The organism is Prevotella sp. ne3005 (genome assembly GCF_900110085.1).
GTDB lineage: Bacteria > Bacteroidota > Bacteroidia > Bacteroidales > Bacteroidaceae > Prevotella.
Map to the genome: position 1 here is coordinate 23,963 of NZ_FOCK01000011.1, position 14,742 is coordinate 38,704.

General features: G+C 48.1%; 16 protein-coding genes. 6 read left to right on the forward strand and 10 right to left on the reverse strand.

Features of this window, described 5'->3' with window-relative positions; genetic code table 11:
* Positions 1–65: 65 nt before the first annotated feature.
* The 4 genes from smpB to BMY16_RS13855 all read right to left on the reverse strand — a co-directional run bounded on the left by smpB (position 66) and on the right by BMY16_RS13855 (position 4,302).
* Positions 66–545 carry an SsrA-binding protein SmpB gene (smpB, locus tag BMY16_RS13840; RefSeq protein ID WP_091843623.1) on the reverse strand — a complete coding sequence of 160 codons (480 nt, stop codon included), beginning with the start codon at positions 543–545 and terminating at the stop codon, positions 66–68.
* 94 nt (positions 546–639) lie between these two features.
* Positions 640–1,149, reverse strand: coding sequence for a DMP19 family protein (locus BMY16_RS13845; protein ID WP_091843626.1), 510 nt, complete (start codon positions 1,147–1,149; stop codon positions 640–642).
* A 4-nt stretch (positions 1,150–1,153) separates the two neighbouring features.
* A complete protein-coding gene (locus tag BMY16_RS13850) occupies positions 1,154–1,960 on the reverse strand; it encodes an MBL fold metallo-hydrolase (RefSeq protein ID WP_091843628.1) in 807 nt (268 codons plus the stop codon).
* Positions 1,961–2,031: 71 nt separating this feature from the next.
* Positions 2,032–4,302, reverse strand: coding sequence for a translocation and assembly module lipoprotein TamL (locus BMY16_RS13855; RefSeq protein ID WP_091843632.1), 2,271 nt, complete (start codon positions 4,300–4,302; stop codon positions 2,032–2,034).
* Positions 4,303–4,356: 54 nt separating this feature from the next.
* On the opposite strand from BMY16_RS13855, the gene BMY16_RS13860 reads away from it, so the two are divergent.
* The gene (locus BMY16_RS13860) at positions 4,357–5,106 is read left to right on the forward strand and encodes a TrmH family RNA methyltransferase (protein WP_091843635.1); all 750 of its coding nucleotides are present in this window, start codon (positions 4,357–4,359) and stop codon (positions 5,104–5,106) included.
* On the opposite strand, the gene BMY16_RS15945 is transcribed toward BMY16_RS13860, so the two are convergent.
* The 3 genes from BMY16_RS15945 to BMY16_RS13875 all read right to left on the reverse strand — a co-directional run bounded on the left by BMY16_RS15945 (position 5,103) and on the right by BMY16_RS13875 (position 6,578).
* Positions 5,103–5,390 (reverse strand): Rha family transcriptional regulator, encoded by a 288-nt coding sequence (locus BMY16_RS15945; protein WP_262987333.1) that lies wholly within the window; start codon positions 5,388–5,390, stop codon positions 5,103–5,105. The genes BMY16_RS13860 and BMY16_RS15945 overlap by 4 nt on opposite strands.
* A gap of 9 nt (positions 5,391–5,399) precedes the next feature.
* Entirely contained in the window at positions 5,400–5,528 is a 129-nt protein-coding gene (locus tag BMY16_RS15950) for a hypothetical protein (protein WP_262987334.1), read from the reverse strand.
* A 309-nt stretch (positions 5,529–5,837) separates the two neighbouring features.
* The gene (locus BMY16_RS13875) at positions 5,838–6,578 is read right to left on the reverse strand and encodes a hypothetical protein (RefSeq protein WP_091843636.1); all 741 of its coding nucleotides are present in this window, start codon (positions 6,576–6,578) and stop codon (positions 5,838–5,840) included.
* Positions 6,579–7,584: 1,006 nt separating this feature from the next.
* Between BMY16_RS13875 and BMY16_RS15600 the strand changes: the two genes are divergently transcribed.
* Positions 7,585–7,758, forward strand: coding sequence for a hypothetical protein (locus BMY16_RS15600; protein WP_170836122.1), 174 nt, complete (start codon positions 7,585–7,587; stop codon positions 7,756–7,758).
* 23 nt (positions 7,759–7,781) lie between these two features.
* Here the strand turns inward: BMY16_RS15600 and BMY16_RS13880 are convergent, their stop codons facing one another.
* Positions 7,782–8,675: a helix-turn-helix transcriptional regulator gene (locus BMY16_RS13880; protein WP_091843638.1), complete on the reverse strand. Its 894-nt coding sequence runs from the start codon at positions 8,673–8,675 to the stop codon at positions 7,782–7,784.
* Between the two features lie 408 nt (positions 8,676–9,083).
* Here BMY16_RS13880 and BMY16_RS13885 point away from each other — a divergent pair, with 408 nt between their 5' ends.
* Both BMY16_RS13885 and BMY16_RS13890 read left to right on the forward strand, forming a co-directional pair.
* Complete coding sequence (locus BMY16_RS13885) at positions 9,084–10,256, forward strand: glycosyltransferase family 87 protein (protein WP_091843641.1); 1,173 nt, start codon at positions 9,084–9,086, stop codon at positions 10,254–10,256.
* Positions 10,222–11,157 carry a glycosyltransferase family 2 protein gene (locus BMY16_RS13890; protein WP_091843644.1) on the forward strand — a complete coding sequence of 312 codons (936 nt, stop codon included), beginning with the start codon at positions 10,222–10,224 and terminating at the stop codon, positions 11,155–11,157. Before BMY16_RS13885 ends, BMY16_RS13890 begins: the two co-directional genes overlap by 35 nt.
* A gap of 11 nt (positions 11,158–11,168) precedes the next feature.
* On the opposite strand, the gene BMY16_RS13895 is transcribed toward BMY16_RS13890, so the two are convergent.
* Together BMY16_RS13895 and BMY16_RS13900 are read right to left on the reverse strand one after the other, a co-directional pair.
* Entirely contained in the window at positions 11,169–12,068 is a 900-nt protein-coding gene (locus tag BMY16_RS13895) for a glycoside hydrolase family 25 protein (protein ID WP_091843647.1), read from the reverse strand.
* 4 nt (positions 12,069–12,072) lie between these two features.
* Positions 12,073–13,710: a diphosphate--fructose-6-phosphate 1-phosphotransferase gene (locus tag BMY16_RS13900; protein WP_091843649.1), complete on the reverse strand. Its 1,638-nt coding sequence runs from the start codon at positions 13,708–13,710 to the stop codon at positions 12,073–12,075.
* 197 nt (positions 13,711–13,907) lie between these two features.
* On the opposite strand from BMY16_RS13900, the gene BMY16_RS13905 reads away from it, so the two are divergent.
* Both BMY16_RS13905 and BMY16_RS13910 read left to right on the forward strand, forming a co-directional pair.
* Positions 13,908–14,174, forward strand: coding sequence for a hypothetical protein (locus tag BMY16_RS13905; protein WP_091843780.1), 267 nt, complete (start codon positions 13,908–13,910; stop codon positions 14,172–14,174).
* A 13-nt stretch (positions 14,175–14,187) separates the two neighbouring features.
* Positions 14,188–14,742: a 1-acyl-sn-glycerol-3-phosphate acyltransferase gene (locus tag BMY16_RS13910; RefSeq protein WP_091843651.1), complete on the forward strand. Its 555-nt coding sequence runs from the start codon at positions 14,188–14,190 to the stop codon at positions 14,740–14,742.

Consider the following 14,742-nt stretch of genomic DNA (forward strand, 5'->3'; position numbering starts at 1 on the left):
ATCTCGTTAAGTCCCTTCAATTTTCAATCTTCAATTTTCAATCTTCAATCTTCAATTTTCAATCTTCAATAATGTTTCATCACCCTGTCCATTTCCCTGCGGTCCTCCTTCTCTTTCAGGGTCTGACGCTTGTCATACTCCTTCTTACCCTTGCACAGGGCGATATCCATCTTTGCGCGGCCTTTGTTATCGATAAACACAAGTGTGGGCACAATGGTGTAACCCGTCTGTTTCGTGGCACTCTCCAAGGCGCGTATCTCCTTTTTCGTCAACAGCAGCTTGCGGTCGCGCTTCATCTCGTGGTTGTTGTATGTCCCGTAGAAATAGGGACTCACGCTCATGCCTTTCACCCACAGCTCTCCATTGATGACGGTACAATAGGTATCCACCAGACTGGCTTTACCCAAACGGATAGATTTGATCTCCGTACCCGTCAGCACAATACCTGCCGTGTAGGTCTCAATAAAGAAGTACTCAAATGAGGCCTTCTTGTTCTTGATTTGTATCGGGCTCTTTTTCCTGAGCTGTTCCTCTGTCTTATTCAATTTTCAATTTTCAATTTTGATGTTTCACATCGAGCTCGCTCACGTTCGACATAGCTTAAGCAAGCTTAGCTCTGTTCTCACTTAATCGCGACCTTCAATTTTCAATAATCTTCGCAAAGCGCTCCAGATGGTCATCAATATAGTGCGCGATATCCTCCGTCCACTCCTCCTCGTTCTCTATAAAGAGGTCGTCGAGGTCTTCAAACTCAGGATAACGCTCAAATAATGCCATAAACTCCTCGTCCGAGCAGTCCTTCTCGATCTCCTCGCGGTATTTCAGCCAGAGTGTGTGGGCATCGTAGATCATCTTCGACGGTCCGCGCATCTCCCACTGACGCAAGGCTTTGGCAAAGGGGTTCTTGAAGATAAACGGACCATAGCCGTTGTGTATCAACTGAACGAATCCACCATCCATCAGTTCCTCATGCAGTATCTCCCACGAGAGCAGCGTTATTTGGTCGCTGTTCAACTCTCCCATGTTCTCTGCCTTCAGTTCACCACCGATGGCCTCGTGGATGGCCTTCAGAAACACACCGATAAAGGCATCCATACCCTCCAGGGCTGCCTGCTGCAAATCCGCATCCTTTACAATCACCTCTTTCATTTCTCTAAATACTTAATTCGTACATGCCCGTCGGCATCGTCCTTCTCAGCACCTCCAACTCCATATCCTTGCCGGGAATGATGCCATAGCTGCGAAGAATCGACTCCACCGTCTTACGGGCCAACTCCGGATGGTTGTTCTCTTCACTCAGATGGCAGAGCCACACGTGCTTCAACCTTTCCGTCATATTCTCTGCCAATGCCCGGCCACAAGAATCATTCGACAGGTGACCGCTCTCACTCTGAATACGCTGTTTCAGATAGGCAGGATAAGGTCCGTTAGCCAGCATCTCCACATCGTGATTCGCCTCAATCACCAAATAGTCGGCGTGCGAGATGGCCTCCTTGATGTCGTCGGTGATGCAGCCCACATCGGTGATGATCACAAAGTTCACACCTTCCACATGGATCTCATAGCCCACATTCTCCGAAGCGTCGTGCGGCACCATAAAAGGGCGCACCAGAAACTCGCCTATCTGCACTTCCTCACCCACCGTCAGCATCATCTTCATATCATCGGCCACCTTCCGCGTAATGCAATAGTTATGGTCGATACCCGCATGAACCTTCGGTGTGGCATAGACGGGCAGCGTGTAGTCATGACTAAACGACCCCACCGACTTGATATGGTCGGCATGGTCGTGCGTAATCAGCACATGCTTCACATCACTAAGGCTAATGCCATAGTCCCTACAGTGTTTTTTAAGGGTGCGCAAGCCAATGCCAATATCTATCATCAGAGCGTCTGTGGCGGTACCGAGGTAGTAGCAGTTTCCACTGCTTCCGCTTCCAAACGATATAAATTTCAACATTTCAATTAAATTTTCGTGCAAAGGTACGAATAAGTGAGTAAAAAACCAAAAAAATTTGGATTAATTTTGTATTAGAACGGAAGACCTACAGCGAAGTGAAAAGCCAGATCACGACCAAAGTCGGGATGAATCAACGGATAGTGAGCTTCGTTCTCCGTCTCAAAGGCAGGGTTGATGGCCTTCATACCGAGATCAAAACGCAGGATGAAATAGTCGAAGTTCAGTCGCAATCCCAGTCCGTAGCTCACAGCCAAGTCGTTTATCAGACTATCCAGTGTCAATTGTCCGCCAGGCTGGTCCTTATAGTCCCTCAGGGTCCAGATATTACCCGCATCGGCAAAGAGTGCTCCGCTGAATTTCCAGAAGAGCTTCATCCTGTACTCCAAGTTCAGGTCGAGCTTCATGTCGCCCGTCTGGGTGATGAAGTTAATCTTACCATCCTTGTCCTTATAGCTTCCTGGACCCAGACTTCTCACGCTCCAGCCTCTCACACTGTTGGCACCACCCGAGAAGTAACGCTTCTCAAATGGCAGCACATCGCTGTTGCCGTAAGGATAGGCCACACCCAAACCGAAATGAAACACCAACTGGTCGTTCTTGCCACCCGCCAGCTGTCTGGTAAATTCGAAGTCGGCCTTCACATATTGTGCATAGGCAATGTCAAACACCTTGTATTGTCCCAGGGCATTCCTCTGTCCGCCAAACGATCGGGCACAGACATCCAAAAGGTTTCCGGCCGTTTCCAAGTGCGTCTTCAGCGCCATCTTACCCGTATTGAAACTATAGCCGAACCCCATGCGCATGATAAACAGGTTCTGATAGTTATAGCGCAGGATGGCATTCGAGTTCGTTGTATTGTCCAGATACTCTTTACGGAACGTTTCACTGATCCAAGGCATGAACACGTAGTTCAGGTCTATCAGGTCGAAGTTGTAACTGTGGTGACGGTTCTGGGGTCTCCACTGGTAGTGCCATCCTGCAGAAAGAACGCGGCGATGGAACTCCGGACGGTCTTGCGAGTCGTAGAGTAGCGTCAGTTCACTCGTGGCCGTAATCCTCCGCCTCACGTCGCGACTCAGGAAGGGGAAGATAAACCTCGGGAACGAGAGTCGGCTCTCTAAGCTATATTCGATATAGTCCTGATTGCTATAGCCCTCCAGCCCCTTAATGGCCTCATAGGCGCCACGCAGCTGAACACTGAAGGTCTCAGACCCTCGGAACAGATTACGGTTCTGATACGTCAACGAGGCTGCAGCACCAAAATCACCAGCCGTATTCGTGCCCTCTGGCTGGAAACTGATAGTCGAGGGCTTGTTCGTCTGAACCTGAATCATGGCGTCGAGCAACGTCGTATCAGGAACCTGTTCGAAACTGATGTTCGTGTACCTCACAGCCCCAAGCCTACCGAAGTGGTTGTAGGTATTCTGAAGGTCGCTGGCAGAATAGAGTCCACCCGCCTTCAGGAAAGTATTCTCTTCGAGCACCCGCTGGCGCAGATGGATCACTGAGTCGTCAGCCAAGCCACTGCCGTAGCTCACCTTCCGAATGCCATACTGGCTGTGCAGCGTATCGCGCAGCACTTCATCCCCCACCTGATACGGATGGAGCACCTGTGTCAGCGCCACATGGTGATGCGCTGCGTCCTTCTGCGCATGATAGGTCACATACTCCTTATGGAACCGGAAATAGCCGCGATCCTGAAGATACGACGAGATCTGGGAGCGCTCCGAGGCCATCGTCTCAGCATTAAACTGCATCCCCTCGTGCAACAGCGTCTTCCGGTCTTTCAGCAGCTCCGCAATCACGGAGTCGCGGATGTCCGTCGTATAGGTATTCACCGTATAGGGCTGCCCAGGTCTTAATAGGTAAATGGCGTCAATCTTCTTATGCTTCTTCTTGTCTACATGCAACTCCACCTCCGCATCGAGATACCCCTTGTTCTGCAGGGCCATCTGCAGGTCCTCACAGGTCTGGCGCGCCAAGAGGGTGTCATACACCACTGGCGCCTCACCCATCTGTCTCAGCGTACGATTGATCCACGAGCTGTCCTTGCCCGCCATCGCATACACGCCCAGAGGTATCTTCATCGACGAGAACCAACGCGCATTGCCCTTCTGGCGCACATAATTCTTCAACTGATACGTATTGATATCCTTGTATTTCCCGTCGGCAACCACCTTCACTTTGTCGAGCATCAGCTCATTGTCAGACAGGTCGCGCGTCGCAGAACAACTGGAAAAGAAGATGAAAGCAGTTAGGATGAGGAAAAAGGAGATAGAAGAACTCCTTCTAACTCCATATACAACTTTATTCTTCCTTCTTACTTCTTCTTTTTTCTCCATTTTGCTTGCAAAGGTAATCAATTTTTTGTATTTTTGCACACAAAATACAAAATAATGATTAGTAAGAACCAAATTAAATACGTTCGCCAACTCGAACAGAAGAAGTTCCGCAACCGAGAGGGGCTCTTTGTGGCCGAGGGCACTAAAGTCGTAGGCGACCTCCTGAAGCGTTACCAGCCACATGCCATCTTCGCCACCCCTGCCTGGATAGCCGAGAACTCTCACTTTTCAATTTTCAATCTTCAATCTTCAATAACATCAGTTACTGACGATGAACTCCGTCGCCTCAGCTTCCAGCAGCACCCCCAGCAAGTCCTCGCCCTCTTCCCTATCCCCAATATGGTTCCCTCTAAATTGGGCTCCCTCTCCATCGCCCTCGATGGTGTCCAAGATCCTGGCAACCTGGGCACCATCATCCGCATCGCCGACTGGTTTGGCATCTCCGACATCATCTGTTCCGAAGATACTGTCGATGCTTGGAACCCCAAAGTGGTACAAGCCACGATGGGCAGCATTGCGCGCGTGAACATTATATATACTAATCTTCCTTCCTTTCTCGACTCGCTGCCCACCGACTTTCCCGTCTACGGCACCCTGCTCGATGGTGAGAACATCTACACCCAGCAGCTTACAAAAGAGGGGCTCATCGTCATGGGCAACGAGGGCAATGGCATCTCCGAAGCCGTGCGTCAGCGCGTTAACCGTCGCCTGCTTATCCCCGATTTCCACGATGGTGAGACGGCCGACAGCCTCAACGTAGCCATCGCCACCGCCATCACCTGCTCCGAGTTCCGCCGCCGCTAAACTCTCACGTCTGTATAAACGCTGATGACATCTTCTTTAGTAAACACCTCTGGCAGACGATTGTAGCCATTGTTCGAGATTTTCTCTCGGATTTGCGAGAGCCGAAAATTCGTCCCTCGTTCAGATTCCCAGGCGGGCTCCATTTTTCGGATGGCCTCCATCACATGTTTGTGCATCTTACCAGTCAGCTCCGCAATCTCGATAGAAGTAATCAGACCTGCCTGATTTCTAAACCCCTCGAATTCGAGGGGGTTAAAATTCGGATTATATAGAGTTTCCCACAAACCGAGATACTAAATGGTGTTACGATTACGCATCCAATTGGCAATGACACCAGCAGGGTCAATTTCGTTTTTCTGTTTAGCGATATCTGTAATGCAGATGTAGTCAATACCGTTGACGGTCATTGTTCTGATACTCACATCCTTTACCGTTATTATACTCCTTTTAGCCATAGTTGTTGATTTTGGTAGTTTCTTATGATTATATAGTTTATGCCGTCTTTTCCAAATAGGCAGGTTCTTTTATACGCTCCGTATGGTATTGATGTAACATATAGAAAAGCATAGCCCCACCACACCTACAAAGGGTTCAATATAAATTATTTCTTCTTTCGCCATAATCTTCTTCTTGACATCTTATTGCAATATTCCCATAATGGCATAGAAGGCAATGCTGGATTTGGGAGTTTTTGACTCGTTATCTTTTTATCTGCATGCAAAGTATGCATCCTACATAGATTCCCATTTCTCAATTATTTTTTCTATTGTTTCTTTGTGCATCTTAAGATACTTGCCAGCATCCACCATGATTTCATCAACACCATCCCTCTCTAAGCTATTAACGGGCTCTTGTGGGGCATAGGGTATATCGTTCTTATCGAGGATTTCTTGCAATTCATTAATATAATCCTTTTGACTATCAATGATGCTCTTAAAACTTAGTCCTTTATATATTTTAAGAGGAAATGTGCTTATCATGCTCTCAAGAGCTGTAACATCAACGCTATTTGTCTTCTTTTTCAGTTCTATGTTCTCATTCTTCAATTGGTTTACTTGGGCGCGTAATTCTCGTATTACTTCACGTTCTTTACTTGGCTCGTAATCGCCAATAACCGAATTATCAGTATAACCGTTTTCTATAAGAATCTCTTTTAACCTTATAACCTCTGCTTCTAGATGCTTTGCATATTCGGCCAGCTTACCCCACTTCACCTTATCTTTCCTATAGGCATCGATGATATACTTCATCCTTACCTCGTAAGGGATTTCATCATCACTCAATATATCTTTGGATATCTGGTGCTTACTATCATCCTTTTTTTTCGGACTCCTTGCTTCTATTTCTTCTTGCAAGCGATTTACCTCTTCCCTCAGAATATCCAACTCCTCATCAGTCAGATCATTCACATCACCACCCGTATAGTACTTGAACTCAAACAAGCCACCTAATGCCTTACAATTCACTTTCATAAACCTCTTTTATATTAAATAGAATCTTTCACTAATCGGCAATTACAATTATGATTACACCTTATTTTAGTAATTTGGTTGCAAATATAGTATTAACATGTCCCAAATCGCAGGACACCCTCTATAATTTAACTTTCTTTAATAACCTATGGAAAAGTTCCAAAACTTTGCTGCCATTTTTACTATTAAATAACAACTTCCATCCCAATATGGTCACTCATCAGCTTATCCCATGGGAAAACACAGTCCACGCCCAAGTTCCAAGTTTCAAGTTTCAAATGGACTTTGAAAAATGGTTTTTTCGGGATTTGGGTATGAATCGGAGATTGGAGATGCACGAAAATGAAAGTTGTATTAAGTAGTATTATTAAATATTATAATTTATATTATATATAAATATATAATATAAATTATAATATTCTTAGAGAGGTTTTGGCGATTATTGAAATAGCGTTTTGAAACTTGAAACTTTGAAACTTTGCCAACCTTAAAACACAAATTTTCCTTACATTATTTACAGCCTCCATGCTTACTCCAAAGTTACCACCTATAAACCTGAATTTTGCCCGTCATAAAGTCGGAGTTTGCCCGTCACAAACCAAAGGTTTACTCGTCATAAAGTTCGAGCGTGCTTTAGGGCTCTCAAAACACGTTCTAAACCACGAAAACGGGGCACTCTATGGATGCCCCAGATGTTGGTAAATAATGTTGACTTCACTCGGAAGAAACGTTCGTCGGCGCTGCTTAGCGAAGCCCGATAGATCAGGATCTTCGAGCAACAGGGTCTTGAACTTGAGCCAGGCAGAGCGTGGCTGGATGTAGGGGAAAGTTCATATAAGTTCGTATAAGTATTTTCAGAAGATATTTTTGCTTGCATAGTCGCAAAATATTTCGTACCTTCGCAGTGTGATTCAGAAGAGACGATCGCAGTGCGCAGGCGGGAAGTTCGGAAGGTTGCAGAGAGAACACTAATCACTAATCACTAAACACTAAACACTAAAAAATTATGGCAAGTGAAGTAATTGCATTTCCGGTGAATCTCCGGAAGAACAAGAACCAGTACAACGCCGGTTACGGCCAGTACTATCCCGAGGCCGACACCAAGGAGCCTCTGAGTCTGAAGGGCTTTATCACGGCCGTACTCACAGCACTGGGAGCCACCTCGTGCATGGGTATGTAGACAAGTAGGATGCTGGGGAGGTATCAGTGATATCTCTTCAGCATCTCGTTTAAGAGATGCTCCACTTTCTGTCTGAGTTCCAATGGCTCGAGAACCTCGATGCCATCAGCATGCCGCAAGAGCTCGCCAATAAAGTCTGACGTAGGACGGATATCATAGGAAAAGTCAGTATAGTGTTCCGTTGAGGCCAGTTCGCGCTGCGAATGATGCAGTGGCAGGGTACGCAGATAGTTGGGCATCCATTTATGGGCTCTGACCACGACATGGGCCATGGGAGTCTCATCCGCCAGCACACCGAAGTATTCTGAGAAATAGGTTTGTGGCGAGAAGCCATCAGGCATCTCGAAAGTCTCACTGGTCATCTCGGCCATCGTCATACGGTCAAAGGCGTAGATGCGCATCTGATCCTCATCGTTTCGGGCCAGCAGATACCAACGTTGGTGAAATAGCTTCAAGGCATAAGGACAAACGGTTTTCACATAGCCCTCTTTACCGAACTTCCTGTAACCCAAGCGAATACGACGATCGGTCTTAATGGCCGTAATAATCGTTTCCAGATATTCCAACCCTGCTGGCACATTCTCCAGCACAAAGCGCTCCTTCACCGCAGCACTGTCAGCCAATACCCCATGAACGGTAAGTGTTGAGAAGAGCCACCGTTCGATGCTGTCGTCGTTTACCACCTCCGGATTGCAGATGTAGTACTTATACGACCTTGGCTCGCACTCAATGACGACACCAAACATGCTGAGGATTGCATCACGATGACGATTGAATGACGATCGACTCAACGGATTTCCGTCAGCCACTTCATCCTCCTGCCATTTCCGGCTGATTTCCTCGAGGGTGAGCTTACGGTAAGCCTTGAGCGTATTGATGATCCAGATGTACTGATGGAATATCTGAGCTGGTTTCATAATCCTGTTTCAATTATAACACACTTTCGCTGTTGCAAAGATAATGAATAATCAAGAAGCAGCCAAATATTTGGCAGAAAATTACCCTTTACCTCTTATTATTCGACACGTTCACATAACCTCTCAGCATCTCGCCAAGCGAGACAACCATCATAACCAATAAAAATAATTCTGCCATCATTGTAAGTTTTTAGTTCGACATTCGAGTTATCGGCTACAAAAATAGAACGAGGGTTGTACCAAAAGTCGGGACACCTTCTTGAGATTTAAAAGATTTTAAGATTTTGCCCCAAAAGTTTACAAAAATTAAATTTGTTGCATTGAATTTATAAAAATGTTGCGAGGTTTATATATTATATCAGAAAATAGTCGTATATTTGCAGAAGAATTAAAGGAATTACAAACATTATGATGAAGAAACTAAAAGAATGGCTCTCTGATTTCCGTGTGATTTTCGCTGGATGGCTGATCATGGCGCTGATACCCTGGCTCAGCAGATGGCTGCGTGATGCGTTTGATCTGGACTACTCCATCTTCTACCATTCTTTCTGGCACGCATGGCAGCAGATGCCGCTCTATATCATCTATCCCGAGGACGGCAATTATTTCCTCTACGGGCCACTGTTCACGGTATTGATGGCGCCTCTTGCCGTGTTGCCCTACCAGATGGGGCGACTGTTGTGGATGCTGATCATTACGGTAGTGCCTTTCTGGAGCATCCGGAAGACATGCTTCACGAGATACCAACAGGTATTCATCTTGTGGTTTGTGGCGGCAGAGGCCTATCTCTGTACGCTCGACTCTGAGAGCAACAGCCTGATACTGGCCATCCTCATCTTCTCGTTCTATCTGATCGACAAGGAAGAGGACCGATGGGCGGCCCTACTGATAGCCTTGGGTACGACGACAAAGCTGTTTGGCATCGTGGGCCTGGCCTTCCTCCCCTTCTCACGCCACAAGCTGAAGCTGATAGGCTGGACCGCTGCATGGACAGCGATACTGCTGGTGCTGCCAATGCTAGTGTTTGGCGTGGACTACATCTCTCAGCAGTATCTGGCGTGGTACGACGTGCTGGTGCACAAGAACGAGCTGAACCAGTTTGCTGCAGGGCAAAACGTGTCGCTTCTGGGCATCGTGAGGAAAGTATCGCAGTGTGCCACCTACAGCGATTTGTGGCTGATGATTCCAGGAATGGTGCTCTTTGCACTGCCCTACCTGAGATTCAAGCAATACCAGCATATGGCCTTCCGACAGACCATCCTGGCCTCGGTACTGATGTTCATCATCCTCTTCGCCACCAGTTCGGAGAACTACGGCTATATCATCGCAATGACAGGTGTGGCCATCTGGTATACGGCAGCCCCGTGGAAACGCAGCAAGTGGGACGTGGCGCTGATGGTGCTGGCGTTTATCCTCACCTCGATGTCGTCATCAGACCTTTTCTATAAGCCACTCTGGCGCGAGGTCATCAAGCCCTACTCGCTCAAGGCCCTGCCAGTGACTATTATCTGGCTTAAACTGACATACGAACTCTGTAAGCGTGATTATGAAGACTGTAACGATACTCATCCCGTGCTATAACGAAGAGGCCTCTCTGCCACGACTGGAGGCGGCCCTCAAGGAACTGATGCAAAAGCAGGACGGCTATCTCTGGGAGATATTGCTGGTAAACGACGGCAGCAAGGACCATACGCTGGAGAAGATTAAGGAGATGAACCTGGGCGACCAGCGTTTTGGCTACGTATCCCTGTCGCGCAATTTCGGAAAGGAGGCAGCCATGCTGGCAGGCTTCGACCATGCCCATGGCGACTGCGTAGTGATCATGGATGCCGACCTTCAGCATCCGCCCTCAGCCATCCCCGCCATGCTGAAGGAATGGGAAGCAGGCTATGAGGACGTCTATGCCCGTCGCACCGATCGTGGTCAGGAGCCTTGGCTAAGGAAACAGCTGACGATGGTCTACTACGGTCTGCTGCAGAGAATGTCGGACATAGACATCCTGCAGAACGTAGGCGATTTCCGACTGCTGGACCGAAAATGCATCGATGCCCTCAAGGAGCTCAGGGAGACGCAGCGTTACACGAAGGGCATGTACTGTTGGATCGGATTCCGCAAGAAGGAGATTCTCTTTGAACAGGGTGACAGACTTGAGGGGCAGTCGTCGTTTAACTTCTGGCGATTGCTGAGGTTATCGATAGAGGGCATCACGTCGTATACCACCTCGCCCCTGCGTATTGCCACCATTCTGGGACTGATCTGCTCACTATGTGCGTTCTGCTATATGGTGTATATCCTGTTCAACACGGTATTCTTCGGAGAGATAGTACGCGGTTATCCTACCATCATGGTGGTCATGCTCTTTCTTGGTGGCGCACAACTGCTTTCGCTGGGTGTCATCGGAGAATACCTGGGCCGCATCTTCCACGAGAGTAAGCATAGACCCGTCTATATCGTATCGGAAGAGAAAAGCGCCTCGAACTGAAGCGCTTTTTTCTATTCACTATAGGCTTTCTCTCCAATGGTCTCCTGCGAGCCTATGGTCATCTGCCGGAGGTCGTAGTAGGAGCCGTTGTAAATATTAAAGTCTACACTGCCCTTGATACCTGGCAGACGTCCCACATCGGTGTGCTGCCAGAACTTCCAAGGCCCCTGGTACTCAAGGGAGTCAACGTAGTAATGGGCTATCCAATAGGGATACTGGTTGAAGATGGTATCGTTGAGATAGCGCGTCTTAAATTTAAAATAGGTGTAGATGATGGGCTTTATACGATAATGGTTCTCCACGATGCTAAGCCATTCGAGTACGGACAGTTTGAACTGTTCGTCAGTCTGGTTCTTGGGTTTATGCTCCACATCGAGCACAGGAGGCAGGTCACCATTCTCAAGCTTCACGGTCTTGATGAAATGCCAGGCCTGCTGTTCTGCAGGCGTGTGGACGCTGTAGAAGTGGTAGGCCCCACGTGTAAAGCCGTTCTCACGGGCTTGATAGAAATTGTCACGGAAGTTCTCATCTGTCTGGGTAGCGCCCTCAGTGGCTTTGATCATCACAAAGCGGATGGGGCAATCGTTGATGGAGCCATTGTCCTTGAGCTCTTCCCAGTCGATGCGTCCCTGATGGTGGGATATGTCAATACCGTGGATCTCATAACCTTCGGGATAGCTCACGTCACCATACAAGGCACGCCAGCGGAAGCCGAAGGGTCCGACGAAGAAATAATAGAAGAACCATACATAGCCCGCAACCACCATACCAGCACCGAGCCACCAGCCCCAAGAAGGAACCTTTCGTAAAAGCCGAATCACGACTCCGGGACGCTTCCTGCGCCCGGGGCCGTGATACGTATGAGTGGTTCCGATGCCCTTACGGGTAACGGTTCTTCGCTTCTTTGCCATTTAATTATTTTGCCTGCTCAAGAGCAAGGGTCTTGGTGGGCTGATCGCAAACCTCCGTGGGACCCCAGTACTGGATAGGACCAGGATATACGTAGGCTGTTTCGCGAGCCCAGCGATCGCGCTCCTTGGCGAATGCCTTGAAGGGGGCTCCGTCGAGCTCAACAAGGGCCTTGCGGATTACGGGCTTCATCTCACCAGCACGACGCTCCATGTTCATCATCATGGTGATGGGCACACCACCGGCGATCCACTGCTCAGCAGGAGCTGTGGTGTTCTTCACGATGGCCATGTAACCAGTCTTACCGTTGGCGATGAGCTGGGCGGCAGAAGTACCGAGAGCGTAGCAGTAGTCGGCATCGAAGTTTGAAGGAGCAGCGCAACGGCCCTCATAGCCGAAGAAGTGGTGCAGAGCTGAGAACTTGCCAGCGTACTTACCTTCCTTCTTCATCTTCTCGAGCTTCTGGGCTACCATAGTGCTGAGCAGCTTCTCGGTCTCGATGAGTGATACCTGTACGTTTCCGTGTGGGTCGCGGTCGAGAGCCAGCTGGCGGGCAACACCTGTAGGCAGGCTGTTGAATACAGCTAGGTTGGCATCGGTGAGGTGAGCCTTAACGAAGTCGATTGACTCGTGACGATCGAGGTTCTTAGCCTCGGGCATAGCGAGCACGTCGTTGAGCTGAGCAATGAGCTTCTTGATGGCGGGGATGAACTCGATGACACCCTCAGGGATGATAACGGTACCGAAGTTGTTGCCATCGGCAGCACGCTGGGCTACGGCGTTGGCAATGTAAGTTACGATATCGTCGAGGCTCATACCCTTCTGCTCGATTTCCTCAGACACGAGGCAGATGTTAGGCTGAGTCTGCAGGGCGCACTCCAGAGCGATGTGAGAAGCTGAGCGACCCATCACCTTGATGAAGTGCCAGTACTTACGGGCTGAGTTACAGTCGCGCTCGATGTTACCAATCAGCTCTGAGTAGGTCTTACAAGCGGTATCGAAACCAAAAGAGGTCTCAATCTGAGAATTCTTCAAGTCGCCGTCGATGGTCTTCGGGCAGCCAATCACCTGTACACCATAGTTCTTTGCTGCATAATACTCAGCGAGAACGCAAGCGTTGGTGTTAGAGTCGTCACCACCGATAATCACGATAGCCTTGATGTCGAGCTCGCGGATGATCTCCAGACCTTTCTCAAACTGGTCTACCTTCTCGAGCTTTGTACGGCCAGAACCAATCATGTCGAAACCACCTGTGTTACGATACTCGTCGATGATCTCCTTGGTGAGCTCCATATAATTATGGTCTACGAGACCACCAGGGCCGAGGATGAAACCGTAGAGACGGTTCTCGGGGTTGAGCTTCTTGATCTGGTCGAAAAGACCTGTGATAACGTTGTGACCACCAGGAGCCTGACCACCGCTAAGGATAATACCCACATTCATCTTCTTCGTGTTGGCCTCGGTAGCGGGCTCAAACTCTACGATAGGCATACCATAGGTATTGGGGAAGAGTTTCTTGATTTCCTCCTGATCGCCTACACTCTGAGTGGGCTGACCTTCCTTAACCTTCACAGCACCCTGAAGCGCCTTGGGGAGCTTCGGCTGATAAGCGGCTCTGGCGAGCTGCAATGCACTTTTTTCCATATTCTTCTGTTATTAAATGATGATAATAATTCGTTTCTGACGTGCAAAATTAGGTTATTTTTGTTAGAAATACGAAAGAAAAGGGGGTAAAATCGACTTTTTAATATTTTTTGGGAAGGAAACACTTGTTATCTCAGATTTTTTTCATATCTTTGCTTACTGAATATAACAAAATGGACCAAAAAAGGAGGATTTTTATGACAAACAAAAGAACACTGAAGAAAGGAATCAACGTGATTTGTGAGACACTGTATGCTGAGTGTGTAGCCGTATCGCTGTATGGTACTGAAGAGAGTAAGAAGAATGTAGAGGACCTTATTCATGCCATCATGAAAATGCAGAACCATTACCTGAGCAGAGTGTCGTACCCCGAGCCAGGCATCAAGCCCAAGACCTACTACAAGGACCTGAGGGAGAAGTTTGGAAAACAGGTCACGGAGATCCTTGATCAGATAAATTCTTAGGAGTAAGAGAATAATGTGGAAGAAATTTTGTAACTGGTTATTATACAAGCGATTGGGGTGGAGCGTTGACGTGACGGAGGCCCACCCCGACAAGTTTATCATCTGTTTAGCTCCCCATACGAGCAACTGGGACTTTGCTTTAGGACAGATCTATAGCGGTGCTATAGGTATGAAGATCAATTTCCTGATGAAGAAGGAGTGGTTTTTCTGGCCATTGGGACCAATCTTCAAAAGTCTGGGCGGCATTCCTGTGTTCCGTCAGAAAAAGAGCAGCATGACCGATGCGATGGCCGAGGCTGCGAAACAGGCAGAGACCTTCAGGCTGTGTATCACTCCTGAGGGCACCCGCTCCAAGACGGAGGATTGGAAGAAAGGTTTCTATTTCATCGCCTTGAAAGCAGGACTGCCCATCCTGCTTTATGGTGTAGACTACGAGCAGCGGCTCATCCGTTGTACGAAGACCATCATCCCCTCAGGTGACCTGGACAAAGACATGCGCGATATCAAACTCTATTTCAAGGACTTCAAAGGCAAGAAGCCCGAACAATTCACTATCGGAAACGTATAA